General features: G+C 43.2%; 17 protein-coding genes. 8 read left to right on the forward strand and 9 right to left on the reverse strand.

Annotated features, from left to right (window positions below; translation table 11 throughout):
• Positions 1-16: 16 nt before the first annotated feature.
• The 4 genes from mngB to V7L95_RS08555 are packed head-to-tail and all read right to left on the reverse strand — an operon-like array spanning position 17 to position 4,648.
• Entirely contained in the window at positions 17-2,680 is a 2,664-nt protein-coding gene (gene mngB, locus V7L95_RS08540) for a mannosylglycerate hydrolase (protein WP_340968855.1), read from the reverse strand.
• Between the two features lie 28 nt (positions 2,681-2,708).
• On the reverse strand, positions 2,709-3,827 hold the full coding sequence (locus V7L95_RS08545) for a PTS fructose transporter subunit IIC (RefSeq protein WP_017358746.1): 1,119 nt from the start codon (positions 3,825-3,827) through the stop codon (positions 2,709-2,711).
• Between the two features lie 36 nt (positions 3,828-3,863).
• Positions 3,864-4,193, reverse strand: coding sequence for a fructose PTS transporter subunit IIB (locus V7L95_RS08550; RefSeq protein ID WP_007498438.1), 330 nt, complete (start codon positions 4,191-4,193; stop codon positions 3,864-3,866).
• Complete coding sequence (locus V7L95_RS08555; protein ID WP_116307362.1) at positions 4,190-4,648, reverse strand: PTS sugar transporter subunit IIA; 459 nt, start codon at positions 4,646-4,648, stop codon at positions 4,190-4,192. The genes V7L95_RS08550 and V7L95_RS08555 overlap by 4 nt, the downstream gene beginning before the upstream one ends.
• Positions 4,649-4,890: 242 nt before the next feature.
• Between V7L95_RS08555 and V7L95_RS08560 the strand changes: the two genes are divergently transcribed.
• Both V7L95_RS08560 and V7L95_RS08565 read left to right on the forward strand, forming a co-directional pair.
• Positions 4,891-7,557 carry a S8 family serine peptidase gene (locus V7L95_RS08560; protein WP_340968859.1) on the forward strand — a complete coding sequence of 889 codons (2,667 nt, stop codon included), beginning with the start codon at positions 4,891-4,893 and terminating at the stop codon, positions 7,555-7,557.
• Positions 7,558-7,666: 109 nt separating this feature from the next.
• Entirely contained in the window at positions 7,667-8,149 is a 483-nt protein-coding gene (locus V7L95_RS08565; RefSeq protein WP_272754863.1) for a hypothetical protein, read from the forward strand.
• Between the two features lie 344 nt (positions 8,150-8,493).
• Here V7L95_RS08565 and V7L95_RS08570 read toward each other — a convergent pair whose 3' ends face one another.
• The 3 genes from V7L95_RS08570 to mmuM form a co-directional block, all read right to left on the reverse strand.
• The gene (locus tag V7L95_RS08570; protein WP_017360397.1) at positions 8,494-9,114 is read right to left on the reverse strand and encodes a hypothetical protein; all 621 of its coding nucleotides are present in this window, start codon (positions 9,112-9,114) and stop codon (positions 8,494-8,496) included.
• A 113-nt stretch (positions 9,115-9,227) separates the two neighbouring features.
• Complete coding sequence (gene mmuP / locus V7L95_RS08575; RefSeq protein WP_076822588.1) at positions 9,228-10,631, reverse strand: S-methylmethionine permease; 1,404 nt, start codon at positions 10,629-10,631, stop codon at positions 9,228-9,230.
• 46 nt (positions 10,632-10,677) lie between these two features.
• A complete protein-coding gene (mmuM, locus tag V7L95_RS08580; protein WP_116307502.1) occupies positions 10,678-11,616 on the reverse strand; it encodes a homocysteine S-methyltransferase in 939 nt (312 codons plus the stop codon).
• 337 nt (positions 11,617-11,953) lie between these two features.
• Between mmuM and V7L95_RS08585 the strand changes: the two genes are divergently transcribed.
• From V7L95_RS08585 to V7L95_RS08600, 4 genes are all read left to right on the forward strand, one after another.
• On the forward strand, positions 11,954-12,784 hold the full coding sequence (locus V7L95_RS08585) for a YitT family protein (protein WP_206752527.1): 831 nt from the start codon (positions 11,954-11,956) through the stop codon (positions 12,782-12,784).
• Positions 12,785-12,891: 107 nt separating this feature from the next.
• Positions 12,892-13,209, forward strand: a complete 318-nt coding sequence (locus V7L95_RS08590; RefSeq protein ID WP_017366535.1) for a PadR family transcriptional regulator — start codon at positions 12,892-12,894, stop codon at positions 13,207-13,209.
• Positions 13,202-13,789 (forward strand): DUF1700 domain-containing protein, encoded by a 588-nt coding sequence (locus tag V7L95_RS08595; protein WP_046526611.1) that lies wholly within the window; start codon positions 13,202-13,204, stop codon positions 13,787-13,789. Before V7L95_RS08590 ends, V7L95_RS08595 begins: the two co-directional genes overlap by 8 nt.
• Positions 13,786-13,956, forward strand: coding sequence for a hypothetical protein (locus V7L95_RS08600; RefSeq protein WP_265786084.1), 171 nt, complete (start codon positions 13,786-13,788; stop codon positions 13,954-13,956). The genes V7L95_RS08595 and V7L95_RS08600 overlap by 4 nt, the downstream gene beginning before the upstream one ends.
• A 211-nt stretch (positions 13,957-14,167) precedes the next feature.
• On the opposite strand, the gene V7L95_RS08605 is transcribed toward V7L95_RS08600, so the two are convergent.
• A complete protein-coding gene (locus V7L95_RS08605; protein ID WP_265786083.1) occupies positions 14,168-15,385 on the reverse strand; it encodes a multidrug effflux MFS transporter in 1,218 nt (405 codons plus the stop codon).
• 211 nt (positions 15,386-15,596) lie between these two features.
• Between V7L95_RS08605 and V7L95_RS08610 the strand changes: the two genes are divergently transcribed.
• The gene (locus V7L95_RS08610; RefSeq protein WP_008342165.1) at positions 15,597-16,133 is read left to right on the forward strand and encodes a GNAT family N-acetyltransferase; all 537 of its coding nucleotides are present in this window, start codon (positions 15,597-15,599) and stop codon (positions 16,131-16,133) included.
• A gap of 57 nt (positions 16,134-16,190) precedes the next feature.
• Here V7L95_RS08610 and V7L95_RS08615 read toward each other — a convergent pair whose 3' ends face one another.
• Positions 16,191-16,397, reverse strand: coding sequence for a hypothetical protein (locus V7L95_RS08615; protein WP_008342164.1), 207 nt, complete (start codon positions 16,395-16,397; stop codon positions 16,191-16,193).
• Between the two features lie 114 nt (positions 16,398-16,511).
• Between V7L95_RS08615 and V7L95_RS08620 the strand changes: the two genes are divergently transcribed.
• On the forward strand, positions 16,512-17,048 hold the full coding sequence (locus V7L95_RS08620; RefSeq protein ID WP_265786082.1) for a DUF402 domain-containing protein: 537 nt from the start codon (positions 16,512-16,514) through the stop codon (positions 17,046-17,048).
• Positions 17,049-17,074 lie beyond the last annotated feature (26 nt).

Consider the following 17,074-nt stretch of genomic DNA (forward strand, 5'->3'; position numbering starts at 1 on the left):
TCCCGCCCCTACATGTTCATTTTTTCTTTACAATGTAGGTTTGTACCTGACAAGGTGTGAGCGGTTCAATGTGTAATGATCCATGTTGTGCTTTCAGTATATGTCCTTCAGGTGTTTCGCCTAAATTCGCTGTTTCTCCATGTTGTAGAGATGAACTATTGATTGAAGCGGCTGTTTGACGTGTTAAATATGGATTGAAGAGACGAATGACAATGCCTGTTCCATGCTCTTCTTTTTTCAAAGCGCTTAGAACGGCCCCGTCTGTTTCAATGTCAAGCAGGCTATAAGTAGATTGTAAGTCTTCTTTTTCATCTCGGAAAGAGAAAATTAAACGACCGTTTAAAAAGTCTGCCCGCTCGTAGCACTGAACCGGGGTGGTGTAACGTTTAGCAAGTTGAGCCAAGTGTCCTTCACTCACCGCTTCTTGGCTATAGTGCATGCCAAAGGAGAATGATAGCAATCCTTGAAGCTGGGCGTCAGGTGTTTCCACGATTTTTTCTCCAGAAGCCCGGCCGGGACGGTAAAGAAGGTTTTCTTTCCCCATTTTTCCGAAACAGCGGAAGAGTGTGTAAGCAATGGTTGTGTAGCCCGCGCCTGTGATTTGGTATTCTCTGACGCAGTCCGTCAAAAGAGAGACACCATATGCTTCATTGCGAAGTGCAACAAATGATTGCATGGGTTCAATGGTAATCGGTTTTTCTTCCCAATGTTCATTGTTCCACCATTCTAGCTCTTGCGTCAGCTCCGTTGGACGTTCGATGGTGCCAAATTGTTGATCGCTGAGTGATACGTTTGATGCAATACCTGTATCAAAGAGTACCCGTAGACGGTGGTCTAGCGCATGGTTGTCCACATTTACATGAAAACGGATGACCGCTTCATCTTTATTTAAAGCCACCTTCGCTGTGATCGGGAGGGAAGTCGTCACCTTTTGCTCCGAACGTTCCTCTAAATTATATGGGACAGTCAATTGAAGCTTGATGGTGAGCTCTTCCTGTAAACTGCTTTTAGATACGGTGATGTCTGCTGATGAGACATCTTTAGATGATACATAAAGATCCTCACGCGGTGGTGAATAGTTATAAGAATCCCCATCATCTCCGTTGTCTTCAAAGATCATTTGCTCAGAGAACGTTCGTCCAGTCTGTTTATCCCTAATTTCTAATGACCCATTGTCATTTGCTGCAATGCGGTAAAACGTATTTTCAATGACACGACCTTCTGTTTTTTCCAAAATGGATTCACTAGATTCATCGAACACCATGCTGACTTGTGTATAACCAACGGATGGTAAGTCGACTGCTTCAATGAGTAAAACAGCTTTCCATACTTGCTTTGGCATGTACACTTCTTTGCTTGGGTTAAGTGAAATCTGCTGTGCTAAGACATAATCTGTCACATCGGTTTTGCTTTTGACTGTGTAGTGAAGAGTTCGTCCATCAGCGTCTTTTAGTGTAAATGGACGTTCTGTGATAAAGGTTTCGACTTCAATGACTTCAGAGCGCTTTGAAGGCAGTGTATTAAATAAAGTGAACGTGATTTCTTGCTCAGTTTGCAGCCGGATGGCGATGAGACGCATGTGTAAGTCCACAAGATTCTCGGCGATTTCCTTTGCCTGTTTATAGCGGAAGAAGACATCTTGATTCGTCGTATCACTGTTACAGCCGCCAATGCTATCATGCGCTGCATTTTCAAACATGAGGTACCAAATATCACGCACCGTGTCATGCGGATAGTCATGTCCGAGTGAATAGCTGATTGTAAGGATCGGCTCCATCACATTAACAAGATAGTTTTCAATTTGATTGTTTAAGATTTTCAAATCTGCTCTTGTTGAAAAAATGGACTTATGAATTCGCATATGCTTGGCATGAATGAGCTCTCCTTCTAATGTCTCAAAAGAAGTTCGCTCTTTTTTCACTGCTGCAATGTAGTCTTCTAAACTGCTGATTTGATAGTTATGCTCATCTATTTCATTGGCTTTTTCTAATAAGTCAGGCAGGTTTTTACGAATAGGCGCTTGGTCAAAGCCATTTGGGAAATAGACATTCTTTGTCGTAGCTTTTGCTTGCAGCGCCCCGATTTTTTCAGAAAGAAAGGCTTGCAGGTCTTCATCCTTCTCAGGAATATTTCCTCCGTAGTAGTAGCCAAATGGCAGATTCACTGCAAACACTTCACTGCCATCAGCCCCGCGCCAATTAAATTCTGTGTGATTCGTCATATGATCAGAAACGCCGCGCCAAAAGGCTGTATCGACAATACCAAAGCCTTGATAAATTTGAGGCATTTGTGCAGATTGACCGAAGGAATCAGGGACATAACCGACCTTCATGACATGTCCAAACTGCTGACAGCGCTCAATCCCATATTGCAGGTTCCGTACAATCGATTCCCCAGAAATCACGAGCTGATCCGTTTGTGTATACCACGGACCGATGATGAGGCGTTTTGCTGTGACGAGCTGTTTGATTCGATCCTCATCCTCTGGGCGCCATTTCAAGTAATCATCTAGCAAGGATGCTTGTGCATCGAGCATGAAGTAATGGAATCGTTCATCTGTTTCGAGGGTGTCCAATATGTCCATTACGCTTTTCATTAAGTAGATACGGGAGCGGGAGGTGGTAAAATACCATTCCCGGTCCCAGTGAGTATGTGGAATCACATGTACATTGACAGTCATTGTGTAACGACACCTTTCTTTGTTCAAATTATCCTTCTAGCACAAGGTCAAAATCATCTTCTTCTTTCTGCTTCTGATCATGTTCTGGCTTTTGGGGTTCTTTTTTCTCAGAGAAGTTCACAAGCAGGTTGGCGCCAATTCCAATAACAAGTGCGCCAGTTAGCGCGCCGATTAAATACGCCCACCAGTTTCCTACTGAGAAGAATCCGTATAGTCCGCCAATTGGCGGCATGATGTCATGGACACCTAATAAGGCAGCGACCCCGCTTCCAGCAGCACAAGCGACGACATTCAGCGGAATCAATTTCAAAGGATTGACGAGTGTAAAGGGAATGGCTCCTTCTGTAATCCCGATAATCCCCATCACAAGACCGCCTCGTCCGGCTTCTCTAAACGTAGGAGAGAAGTTGCGTTTTCGAATCAATGTCGCAAGCCCGTATCCAAGCGGAGGAATGACAATTGCGATATTGACGAGAATGGCAGGAAGATAGACACCTGATAGGAAGAGCGCGTTACCAGCCATCCAAGCTGATTTATTCACTGGGCCGCCAAGATCGAAGCCAATCATGGCACCTAGAATGAGAGCAAGTGCGAGTGTACTTGTTCCATCTGCAACCATGCCTTTGATCCATTCAATTAATGCGGTGTTCAAAGCCCCTAATGGACCGCCCAGCAGAACGGACATGAGAAGTCCGGTTAAGCCAACAGTAATGAGCGGTAAGATGAGCAGAGGGACGAGTCCAGCTGCGGAGCCTTGAATTTGAATTTTTCTTTTCACAAAGAGAGCGACATATCCGGCAAAGAAACCTGCAATGACGGCGCCGATAAAACCAGCATTTGTTGAGCTGGCAAGAGCTCCGCCGATAAAGCCGGCCGCAAGACCAGATTTATCCGCAATCGAATAGGCAATAAAGCCAGCGAGCAGTACGTTCATTAAGCCAATGCCTGTCCAGCCAACCTGTTCCATCAAATAGGCACCATGTAAAATGCCGCCTGCATCTTTATAGGCGTTTAAATCTGACACACCAAAACCTAACCCGACTAGTTTGGCTAAACCAACGATAAGTGAAGCTCCGATGATCACCGGAAGAATATAAGAAATACCGGTCATGAGGTGGCCTTCAATGACTTTTAATTTTGCTTTCATTCTGCTTTGCTCCTTTCTATATGGCATTGCTCTTGTTTATTGGGATTCAGATTTTTTCTTTTCAACCAGCGCAACGGCTTTTGTGATGATTTGCTCGGCATTTTTTAGGGCGCGTCCGATTTCGACACGAACAGTAGGAATACCTGAGAAGCGTTCAGCGTCGTTAATATGCTGATTGGAGGCGATAATGCAAAGGTCTGCCTGCTTGGCTTCCTCTGCTGTAATGCCATTCACTTGTCCCATAATTCCTTGTTGCTCGATTTTAATCTCGTGTCCAAGCTGTTTACCCGCATTCTCTAATGCTTTTGCTGCCATTGGTGTATGAGCTAACCCTGCTGGGCATGAAGTGACACCGACAATTTTCATTGTGTAATCCCCTCTTTCAATTGTTGTTCAATGACTTCGTAATAATAGTCTGCTGTTTGACCGGGTTGAATCTTTTCGATGAAAGCAGGCTCCATTAAACTTGTGGCAATGCCAGACAGTAATTTGAGGTGTGTGACATTGGCCTCTTCTAGTGGAACGAGCAGTGTAAATAAATAGCTTGTTGGCAAATCGTCGAAGCTTCCCCAATCAATGGGTTGTTCAAGTTCTAAAAAGAGAAGTGAAGCCGTTTGAACAGCAGAGCTTTTTGTATGAGGAATCGCAAAACCTTGCTGAAGTCCTGTTGAGACTTCGTCTTCGCGTTTCAACAAATCTGTTAATAACCCTGACTGATCGTTTGTAATGTGAAGGTCTTCAGCTTTCTCGGAAATGTATTGTAAAATCTCATTCTTTGATCGACCGTTTACTTGTGTAAAAACATGATCTTTTTGGAACAAGCTGATCCCTTCTCTCTTGTTTGTTAAGCGCTTACAATTTGATTGTAATGTACTTTTCGACATGGTTAAATAGCATCATTTTCCGTTTAAAATGGCAAAAAGTTTATGAAGCGATCAGACTAGCCATCTGAATATCTCAAATCCTAGCTTAAAACGAGTTTAATTATGTCAAAAACAGATTCTACTAAAAGGGATTCTGTGATATTCTTCCAAGGTATTGTAAAAGATAAGGGGGTCTTTTCATGTTTAAAAAGCAGGTCAAATCCTGTGTGGTTGTACTCATGGCTATCATTCTATGTATGGCTGCATTACCTGGGTACAAGGCATCAGCAGTTAGTAAGGGCACAAGTGTCAATGAAGCCATTGGGTTAAAAAATGGTGAAGTCATCTCAGGTACATTACAGAATGAAAAAGAAGAGTCATGGTACCAAATCACGCCATCTGCACAAGATGTGGCAAAACATACACATATGCAAATTGCTGTCAAAAGCAAACAAGTGTTATCTGTATCGGTCTACCCAAGTAAGGATAGAGCGATAAAGGATGACACTTATTCGAGATATCGTGTGGACACAGCAAGTGGAGAGACAGAAATCAACTTCCCGCATGCATGGTCAGGTCCTTACTATGTCAAAGTGCTGTATTTAGGTTCAGAGGAAGACAGCCGTGATGAGGAAGAGGATGCAGCATATACAATCGGGTATAAAGGCGCGAATCTTCCGCCATCTGAACCGATTTTCCCTGAAGAAGAAGAGCCAGGGATCATCATTATTGAGAAAAAGCATGGACGTCAAATTCTTCAATCCATTCGTACGATCGAAGACAAACGATTCAATGAAACAGCCGATGGTCAGAAGCTTACACGTCTGCTACAAAAAACAAAGCCGTTTCTCAAATCTAAACTCATCAACAATCAAAAAAAGCAGCAAACGGTGTACAATCATTTGCTTACATTAAAATCATTGCTGAATGATGTAGAGAAAAATGGTGCATTCAGCGGTCATATCGTCACAGAGAAAGAGCAACAGGCGATCCGTTCCCTTTTTGATATGCTCAAAGAGGCAAGTCCAGCCTATCTAAAAAAGGAATTAGAAACAGTGGGACAAAAAGTAGGAATCGATCAGCTTGAAGGAAAATCGATCGGTTATGTATTAGAGAAACAAAAGCTTGTTCCAGAAGAAAAGGTCAACACAAACAAAATCATCTTTAAATTAAAGGATGGACAAACGCTTCAATCCGCAAAAAAGAAGATGAAAGGCTACGGAATTCAAGAAAACCGTGTGACATCTCAATCAGTAAATCCTTTATTTAAAGGAATGTATGTTTATGATGTACCGGCAGGGCAAGAATCAGCTGGCAAAACGCTTAAAGCAGGCAAAGCTGTGATCAAAAGCACGGCGAGAAAGCTTTCTAGTATGCCGAATGTTGAATTTGCAGAGCCTGTACAAACGTATCGTGCGCTCAGCAATGACGCGCAGTATGGTTATCAGTGGCCGCTGAAAAACAGTGCGCAGAACAGTGGGAAAAAAGGCGCTGATGTGAAGTTTGAACAAATGAATACATTGATTGGTACAAGCAAAATGAAGCAAACGTTAATCGCTGTTGTGGATACAGGTGTCGACAGCCGTTTGTCCGATTTAAGCGGAACGGTTCGCACAGACTTAGGTGCCAATCTCATCGGCCGAAATAAAGATGCAATTGATGACAATGGCCACGGTACCCATGTGGCAGGTATCATTGCAGCAAAAGCCGACAATCATTACTCCATGGCAGGGCTGAATCAACATACAGGGATCATCCCGGTCAAAGTACTGGATGCGTATGGAAATGGAGATACAGAGCATATTGCTCTTGGCATTAAACATGCAGTGGACAAAGGTGCAAAGGTCATCAACATGAGCCTTGGCGGCTACTACAGCAAGGTCATTGAATATGCGATGAACTATGCTGCACAAAAAAATGTATTAGTGGTAGTGGCGAGCGGAAACGATGGCATTCCAGAAATGGGTTATCCGGCGACGTCCAAATACGCCATGGCAGTTGGTGCAAGCAATCGCATGGATATTGCCGCTGAATTCTCAAGCTATGGTAAAGGATTAAGCGTGTCTGCACCAGGGTCTGATATTCCAAGCTTAATGCCTGATGGGAATGTTTCATACCTGAGCGGGACATCAATGGCTACACCGTATGTTGCAGCAGCAGCAGGATTACTGCTTTCTAAAAATCCAACCCTGAAACCAAATCAAGTGAGAAATATTTTACAAAATACAGCGGATGATATTTCATTTAAAGCTGTTGATGGAACAGATGACGTTTTCTATGATGAAAATGACGAGCCTGTTGTTGATCCGAAAATTCCGGGTATCGATTGGATGACAGGACATGGCAGACTCAATGCTTTTGCCGCGTTAAGTGCTGTTGAATTAAACGCATCAGTTAACAAAGTAGAAGATCAGCATCAAAAGGTGACAGGAAAGGCGAAAGCCGGCGCTGCCATTTCTGTGTATAGAGGCAAAACCCTGCTTGGAAAAGGCACGGCAAGCAAAAAGGGAACCTTTAGTGTGAAGATCAAGCATCAAAACAAAAATAAAGTGCTTCACATCAAGATATCAAAAGGAAAGGCTGCGACTTCGCTCAAAACGGTCGTGAAAAAGGGCAAAGCGCCAGCTAAGCCAAAGGTGAATCGAGTAACAGTGAAAAGTAAAACGGTCAAAGGAACTGCGGGTGCAGGCTTGACGATCAAGGTGAAGAACAAATCAAAGAAAGTCATTCAAACGGTCAAAACCAATAGCAAAGGCGCATTTACAGCTAAAATCAAACCGCAAAAAGCCAAAACTGTCTTATATGTGACAGCTTCAGATGTGAGAAAAAGAGAAAGTAAAGCAGTGAAAGTTGTTGTGAAAAAATAGTTTTGCAGCTTCCCTTTTTTGAATAAAAAGGGAAGTTTTTTGTTTTTACTGGAAAAATGACAATAACTGTCGATAGTAATATAGTAGGAAAAAAAAGGAGGATTTATCGATGAAAAAAATCATGTTTGCTTTCTTTCTATCATTGCTTCTCGTTTTCCCAAGCTATGCACATGCAGAGGAAACAGGAGCAGTACCAGCATCCGTACAAGTAACAGGCGTCACAGCAGCAGACGGTGGTATGGTCAATTACGGTTCTGGTAGTAAATATCGTGTAGGTTCATATTATCCAGCTACTTTTAAAGGAACATTAAAGGACACAAGTGGTCAACTCATGGCGAATCAGCCAATTCAGCTTTATTTTGAAGCAGCAATCAAATCATATGCTCAAACAGCAACAGGTACAACAGACGAGAATGGACAATTTTCACTAACGATTCAAGTTCCTGCAGGTGCAGGCTACCGTACATACAATAATGCAGGCTGGTCTACACATTACTACGATATCGTTCCAGTGACTTTCACATCAAACGACATCACGCTATCTTCAAATGTGACAAGTGTGTACCATTTGGCATATACATCACGTTACTAATCTGCTAGAAGAGGCGACTTGGCGCAAGCCTGTCATTTTCATAGAAAAAAGGATGTCAGCTAGTGACATCCTTTTCTTTTTGTTAGCAAACCTGCTGGGCGGCAACCGAAAGAGTCGATAAACAAACACTCATGAGCCGTTTCTCCCAGATTCGATCGAGCGTTGAGCTTTACATCTTGAGCTTTGATGGGTAAGAACTTTGAATACTTGAGCTTTCAGCTTTGAACGTTCAGCTTTGAGCTTTTATCATGGATCATCCTAAGATGATCATCAGATGAGGAGGGAATGACCTTTCCCTCGGAGGTGTTTAGTCCTATCGATTTTCGGCTCACTAACAAAATCGACTAGTCGATCTGTATTTTTGTCAAGGTATTGCTTTCTGATAAGGAGAAATCCACTTCCATTTGGAAATCTTCAATCTCTTTCGAAAGCTGTTCAATCTTTACTCGAAGACGAAGAGGGTCAATGATCGCCGCCTCATTTTCAGCTAGGAATGACTTGACGATCTCTTGGTTGGCAGCGGCTTGTGTTTTTCCGTCTTTCCCAAATAGTGTTTCTAAATGCTGATCCAGTCTCTTTTTCACATCTTCATTGATTTGTTCTGACCGGTCAACCAGCTCTGTGTAGACCTTTTTTAATTTTCGTAAATAACGAATATCGTAATCTATGGATGTCTTGCGTTCAATGGCTTCTGCTACGGTCATGCTAACACCCGCCACCTCAATCGTTGTCGTAGCATTCGACACAACGATGGCTGATTTAATGGCATTTCGGCGTTTGATTAATGCTTGAATCGATTGGTCATCTGCTTTTGCCTTTTTTTCTACTTCTTCTTGATTTTGAAATCCGTTCTGTATATGTTTCCCGATGACCAAGCCACCGAGTACAGCTTCATCAATCGTTCGGTTGATTCTTTTATCTAACATTTTCAGTTCACTTAATGCTCTTGTAATGGTCATTTCCATATTAAAAACAGCTCCCTTGATACGTCCTGAAAATCATAGATTCCTATCATATACCAAAATGTCTTTGTTTTGCTAGTGATATCCTTTTTTGGGACAAACAAAAAACCCTGGTGCTATACACCAGGGTTTTCTCGTTTTTTCTGAATCCATGTTGTCACGTAATAGGCAGCATAGCAGAGTGCGATAAAAGGGATACCGCAGATAAGAGCAATACGCTGATTTGGATCAAAAGCAATGCCGATCACAGATGCAAGGCATAGGAGGAAGGCAGCAATCGGAACCACCGGATAGAGCGGGGTTCGGAAAGATAAATCATGAAGCTGTCCGCCATCCTGTAAGAATTTTTTGCGAAACATGAACTGTGAAGCTGCAATTCCCATCCATACAACAACAACGGCGAGTCCAGAGATTGAAACAAGAACCAGATACACCGTTTCAGGTGCGATGACACTCGATAGCAAAGAGAGAATGCCCCCAATCATACTTAAAATGAGTGCATTCAAAGGAATTCCCTTTGACGTCAATTTTGCCAGCTTTTTAGGTAATGTTCGTTCTTCAGAAAGAGACCATAGCATGCGAGATGAGGCGTATAGCCCTGAGTTTGCAGCAGATAAAATCGCTGTCAGAATGACAAAATTCATGAAATCTGCCGCATAAGGAATCCCGATGCGGTCAAATACCACAACGAAAGGACTTTTGATCACCCCGGCTTCTTCTACAGGAATTAAGCCGGCTAAGACCACGATCGTTCCGACGAAAAACAGGACAAGACGTAGCACAGTCGTGCGAATCGCCCGGGGAATGGTCTCATCTGGATTGACGCTTTCGCCCGCAGCAATCCCAATCAGCTCAGTACCCGAAAAAGCAAAATTAACAGCCAGCATGGTCATTAATATCGGTAAAAAGCCGTTTGGGAAGAGACCCCCATCTCCAGTGAAGTTAGAGAAGAACGGAGCGGCCTCACCGCCTTTTAGTGGAATCAATCCAAACATTGCAGCTCCGCCAAGGATAATAAAGAGAATAATAGCCATGACTTTAATGCTAGAAAACCAAAATTCCGATTCTGCAAAAAACTTAACTGTAAAAGCATTGAGTAAAAAGATGAGAAGCGCAAAAACACCGCTCCACATCCAAACCGATGTGTCCGGGAACCAGCGCTGCATTAAAAGACCTGCCGCTGTAAATTCTGAACCAAGTGCCACGGTCCATGTTAGCCAATAAAGCCAAGCCACTGTATAGCCAGTGCCGGGCCCAATGTATTTTGTTGCATATGTGTGAAAAGCGCCTGTAACCGGCATTGCGACAGACAGTTCACCTAAACAGAGCATCACGAGGTACACAATTAATGCCCCAACCAGATAAGCCAAAATCGTTCCCGCAGGACCGGCCTGATTGAGCGTATATCCTGAGCTTAAAAAGAGTCCTGTGCCAATTACGCCACCTAAAGAAAGCATGAACAGGTGACGGCTTGTCATTTTTCGTTGATATTGTTGTGACTGATCTTTTGCTTGTTCCATGTCTTCCCGCCCTTTTGCTTAGAAGTATGTGTGTTGAGTCATGATGCTACGATGTTGCCTGTTTTAAGATATCGGTAATATCTTCTGGTGTCGTCCGGCAGCAGCCACCGATGATTTGTGCGCCGTCTTTATACCATTGCTGTGCACATTCACCAAATGTATGGTGAGACGTATCTCCGCTCCAAACCTTTTCTTCAGGATCATATAATTCCCCTGAGTTCGGATACACGACAATCGGTTTGCTCGTCCCTTTTTTCATCTCCTGAATAAGAGAAGACATATATTGCGGCGGTGTACAGTTTACGCCAACAGCAGCGATCTGCTCATATGGCTCGAGTGCTTGTACACAGTCTCTAAGTAAATCTCCTTCACTAATGTGCTGACCATCCTTTGCACTAAATGTAATCCACCCATATACACCGCTGAACTCATCCTGCAGCAGTTTAGCGATGGCGATTGCTTCAATGAGACAAGGGATGGTTTCACAAGCGAGAATATCTGCACCAGCCTCTACCAATGCTTGAATTCTTGGTCTGTGAAAATCAATGAGTTCCTGCTCCGTGAGACCGTAATTTCCCTTATATTCTGAACCATCAGACAAATAAGCGCCGAAGGGCCCCACAGATCCAGCGACAAATGGTTTTGCCCGCTCTTTACGTTGTGTCTCATCCTGCCAAAACTGCTCGCATGCTTCTTTTGCTAACGTGACAGATCGTTTCATTAATTCGATGGCTTCTTCTTTTGTATAGCCTTTTTCAGCAAAGCCATCAATTGTCGTTTGGTAGCTGGCTGTTGTTGCACAGTCAGCACCTGCTTGGAAGTAGTCCAAGTGTACTTGCTGAATCAATTCTGGCTGTTCAATGAGGATTTTGGCTGACCATAAACTGTCGTTTAAATCACAGCCCTTTCGTTCAAGCTCCGTTGCAAGTGCACCATCTAAAATCAAAGGTGCGTGAGCCTGTAATCGGCTTTGAATAGGATTCATATAAATCAAACAGCCTCCTTTGTCGATCGGAAATAATGGATATGATATGAGGCAGTAGTTTAAATGACTAAAGTGTTTTTGTCAAGGAGAGGAATAAGCATCATATGACGGAAAAACCCTGAAAACATGCGGGTTTGAGTGCATAAACATACAGTTGAAATAATAGAAAACCAAGTCATTGACAGCCTCTAAAAAGAGATATATATTATGGAAAGGTTCATTTCAGAAAGCTTCATCAAAAGGCGCCGTCTTTTGATTTTTATTTTGTCCAACGACTGTCTTCTTTCGTGCAGAAAGAGGGTTTTTTATATGCTTAAAAAAAGGAGGAAAGAAGAAATTGAAAAAATGTGTAAAAGATATTGCAATGATTCTAGTTGGTTCTTTTTTATTTGCTGCAGCTGTGAACATGTTTGTCATTCCACTTGAGTTTGGTGAAGGCGGCGTAACGGGGCTGTCCATCATTTTCTACTATATGTTTGAGATTGCGCCGTGGCTGACAAACCTTGTGTTGAATGCGATTTTATTACTTGTGGGGTATAAATACTTGGACAAGAAGACCACGATCTACACAGTGGTAGCTGTCGCAAGTAACTCTCTATTTTTACATTTGACCACTACATGGGTGGTGAATGTCCATGAATTGATCATTGGTTCTATTTTCGCAGGGATCATCATTGGGATTGGCATTGGTCTTGTTTTAAGAGCGGGCGGTACAACAGCGGGATCTGCTATCCTCGGGCGAATTGCGAATAAGTATTTAGACTGGAACGTGAGCTACGCCATCTTGTTCTTTGATCTGATCGTTGTTTTTGCTTCTTACTTTATTATTGGTGCGGAAAAATTAATGTTTACGATTGTGATGCTGTATGTGGCGACTAAGGTGATGGATTTCGTCATAGAAGGGCTTAACACGAAAAAAGCGGTCACGATTATTTCTACATGCAAAGATGATATTGCAGAAGAAATCAATCACACCTTGGATCGAGGCGTGACCATTTTAAACGGTCGAGGTCACTATTCGAAGGAATCGAAGGAAATTCTCTATGCGGTCATTCAAAAACAGGAGCTGATGCGTTTAAAGAAAATCATTAAGAAAATTGATCGAGACGCATTCGTTGTTGTCCATGACGTGCGGGATGTGTTTGGAGAAGGATTTGTGAATATATAAAAGTGAAAGGCCTTGTGGGGTCTTTTTTTTTATGCTTTTACAAAATAAATACCTCTTGTCACATCATACTATGTATTGTATAGTATAAATAGTTAGGAGTTGTAAACATGAATGCACAACTAAAAAAAGGATTACTGGAATTCTGTGTACTGGCGGTATTAAAGAAAGGCGATTCCTATGGTTATCAAATGATTAAAGATATGTCCCATTGTATTGAGATTTCAGAATCGACATTATATCCGATATTAAAGCGGTTAGAGCAAAACAATTATGTGGAGACCTATTCACAGGAACATAACAGTCGATTAAGAAAATACTACCGGATGACAACAAGTGGCCGTGAGCATATGGCACAGTTTTTAGCGGAATGGGATCAAGTGATGGCGATTTACGACTTTATTTCTGGAGGACAGAGCAATGAATAAAAAAGAATTTTTAGCCAGCTTGGAGAAGCATCTGCATCGTCTAGGCGAAAAAGAAAGTGATCGGTTCATCGAGTATTACGATGAAATGATCGAGGATTATCAGGAAGATGGCTACAGTGAACAGGAAGCAGTTCATCAAGTCGGTCAGCCTGCCATCATCGCTGAAGGAATTTTGAAGGAACAAGGAATCAAAACCATTCAGGTGCCGACGTTTGGAGAAAAAGCCACAAGGCTCTCCATCCTCATTTTAGGCTTTCCGTTATGGGGCAGCATTCTAGCAACAGTCTTCCTGTTGATTCTTTCTGTGTATATGGTGATTTGGTGCATTCCACTCGTGACAGGTACAATGACGCTAGTTGGTCTGCTCGGCGGTTTTTGGAGCATCATTGGTTCTCCGTTTATTTTTCAAGACGGTTTGCATGTGGTGGTGACGCAGATCGGAGTTGGGATTCTTCTATTAGGTGTCGGATTATTAAGCGGCATAGCCACGGCGTATTTAACAAAGCTATTTGTGCAAGTGACTGTTCAAACCACTAAGGCATTCATGGGAATGTTTAAAAAGAAGGTCGTGAGAGTATGAACGTGAATGATTTAAAAAAGCAATGCATCAAATGGGGGATCATCTTCACCGTTGTCGGAGGAATTGTCATGGCAATTGGTTTTGGACTTTCAGGCTTTGACCTAGATGCATATCAAAACAATGACCAGAACAATGTGTTCCGCACGATCAATTGGAGCAAGCCATAAATGAAAGACCCGCTTATGCGGGTCTCAGCGTGTAGACAAACCCTCGCATTCGGTGTCAGTCCTGCGCTTCGGTGCTCACGAATGTCAAATTCGCTCCGCGCCGATGCTCGTCCTTCCTAGGGCTGCAAAGGTTTTCTATCACGCTGAAAAGAAGACAAAGGGGGCTAAAATAAAGTTCATTTTAGCCCTTTGTCAACAATCTGCGACCCGCTTATGCGGGTCTTTTTTTCGCTCTGGCAACAAAGAAAAAATAACAGCAGAGTGCGCCAAGGTCACAGAGCATAATAATCAGCCCCATGGGAAAGGCAGTCTGGCTTCCAGCTAAGCCGACAAGGGGTGTCATGCATGCGCCAAGAAGCATTTGTGCCACACCGATGAGGGCAGCGGCACTTCCAGCATGAGCACCGTGATGCTGCATCGCAAGAGAAGGAGCAGACGTGCCGACAATCCCAACGCTTGAGACCACAAAAAAGAGAGGAATAAGAATGCCATATAATCCTGCATCAATAGAGATCATCACACACAAGGTGACGCCTCCTAAAGCAGCTGTCAGCAGCCCAATGAGAAGGACTTTCTCCTCACCAATTTTCGCAGCAACGCGGGCAAATACTTGTCCGGCTGTGATGATGCCAAGACTATTCACCGCAAAGGCAGCACTGAAGCCCTGCGGAGAAAGGTTGAAAATCTCCTGCAGTACAAACGGTGATCCAGAGATATACGCAAACATGGCGGCGAAGACAAGTCCTTGTGAGAGAGCATATCCGACAAAGAGTCGATCGCTCGCTAGAATTTTCATCGCACCTAGGATCTGTTTGAAGCCTCCAGTCTGTCTACGTTCCACAGGTAAGCTTTCTTTCAATGAAAACATCGATCTTAGAAGCATGAGCGCCCCGAGGATTCCTAGCAGAACAAACACACCCTGCCACGTCGTGAACCGTAACATTTGTCCGCCCACGATCGGTGCCGCTGCTGGAGCCACTCCGTTGACTAACATGAGCAAAGCAAAGAATTTCGTCATTTCTGAGCCTTCATAATGATCTCGCACGATGGCTCGTGCAATGACAATGCCTGCTGATCCAGCAAGTCCTTGAATCAGCCTTAAAAGAATGAATGTCCAAATTGATGTGACCACTGTGCATAAAAGAGAGGCCGCAATAAAAATGATTAATCCAACCATCAGCGGCTTTCTTCTGCCGACTGTATCACTGATTGGACCTGCAATCAGCTGTCCAAGCGCAAGTCCAATCAAACAAGCCATGAGACTTAACTGAGACAGCGCCGTGCTTGCTCCAAAGTCACGGGCGATATTAGGTAAAGCAGGTAAATACATATCCATTGCCAGCGGTGCAAGGGCTGTTAAAGAGCCAAGAAGCGCGGCAAGGAGGAATCGATTTTTTTTCGATTCTTGGGGATAAGATAAAGAATTCATATGATGCCACTCCTCGTATACGTCCTCAAATCAGCATAATGAATCAAGCTTTCCATTTCAATCAAAATTTTCAAAGAAAATTTCGTGCAAAATAATTGATCTTTAAAAGAAGACTCTTTACATTGAATGAGTAGAGAAAAGAATCAGATCATCGGCATGCAGTGATTGCATGATACGTATATCCATTCATAGACAAACAGGAGGTGCTGGCATGGAGCAGCAAGAGTTGATCATTCGTCAAGCAGTGAGTGAAGATCATGAGGCGATCACACATGTGCTGATCAAATCATACGCACAGTATGAGCCTCAATTTACAGAGGAAGGCTGGCAAAATTATTCTGCAGCCCTGCGAGCGGCTGTAGATAACCCAAACATGGAGTTGATGCTTGTGGCCGAGCTTGAGGGCAAGGTCGTGGGGACCCTTCAAATGTTCCGATCATCAGAACAGGCATATGACAAGCCGGAGATGGGCATTACTTCAGCGATTGTCCGGTTTTTAGGGGTAGATCCTGATGTGAGAGGAAAAGGTATTGCAGAGTCATTGTTGCGTAAAAGTATAGAACTGACGCAATCGTGGGGCGAGAACGTCCTGTACCTTCATACGTCGGATAAAATGCAGGCCGCCATTCGTTTATATGAAAGAATGGGCTTTGAACGGGCACTTGATAAAGAATTTGTGAATCAAAATGGGACGCATGTGAAGAGCTATCAGTATGTGATTAAAAAAGAACAGCCGGCTGGCTCATAACACGCTGTATAAGAAGAGGAAGAGCATGTCCTGCATGGACGGGGCTCTTCCTCTTTCTCATGATACCCATACGTTCAGTGCCATATATGAAAAGCACCATGAGATTAATCCGAACATGACAAAGAATTTCAACACATGTTCATAAGGGGTCAGCTTTCGATCTCTTTTCGTTTTCACAAGCCGCCAGTAAAGGGCATAGCCACAAAAAACCAAGATGATTTGTCCGAGTTCTGCTACGGTTTCGATGATTGTGATTCCGTTCATTTGTTTTCACCTCACCATATGTCTTCCATAGGCAGCAGCAGTGAACCTTTATTTCTTCAAAAGAAAGCAGTGTATACTAGAATAAGAAGTAGATGCAGAAGGGGTTGTGACCGATTGTTTCCGCTATATGCAAATTCTTGGGATGACGTCATTGAGAGAAAAATCAAATACGATGATCAGGTTGTGGAACATACGTGTCAGCTGTTAGATGCACAGGAGCAGCAAGTCGTGTTGTTTCATAAAATTCAAGAACCATTTACAATGGTTGCTGGTGATGGCACTGTCACGATTCCAAAAGGGAGTTATACGACCGCCTATTATTGGACGGACCGGCCTTACAATGTCTATTTTTGGCGGGATGATCAAGGCAATGAACTTGGCTCTTATGTGAATATCGTCAGACATACATGGTTTGAAGAACGGGTGGTGATATTTGAAGATTTATTGATTGATCTACTCGTTCTTCCGAATGGTGATGTCTTTGTTTTGGATGAAGATGAACTGCCGGAGAGTTTAGCTTCCTTTGAACACGGCTCGGTTCATCGAGCACTCCGTGATGTCATCCATTCGTTAGCGCACATCCTCGATCAAGTGAGGCTGGATGCGAAAGGGAAGTATCATCACACCCTCTTTCAGAAGATATTGAAATAGAAAAAACGATTCCTTGCTGAAAGGAA

This window comes from Bacillus sp. PPSBB_11, assembly GCF_038023285.1.
GTDB lineage: Bacteria > Bacillota > Bacilli > Bacillales > Bacillaceae > Bacillus > Bacillus altitudinis.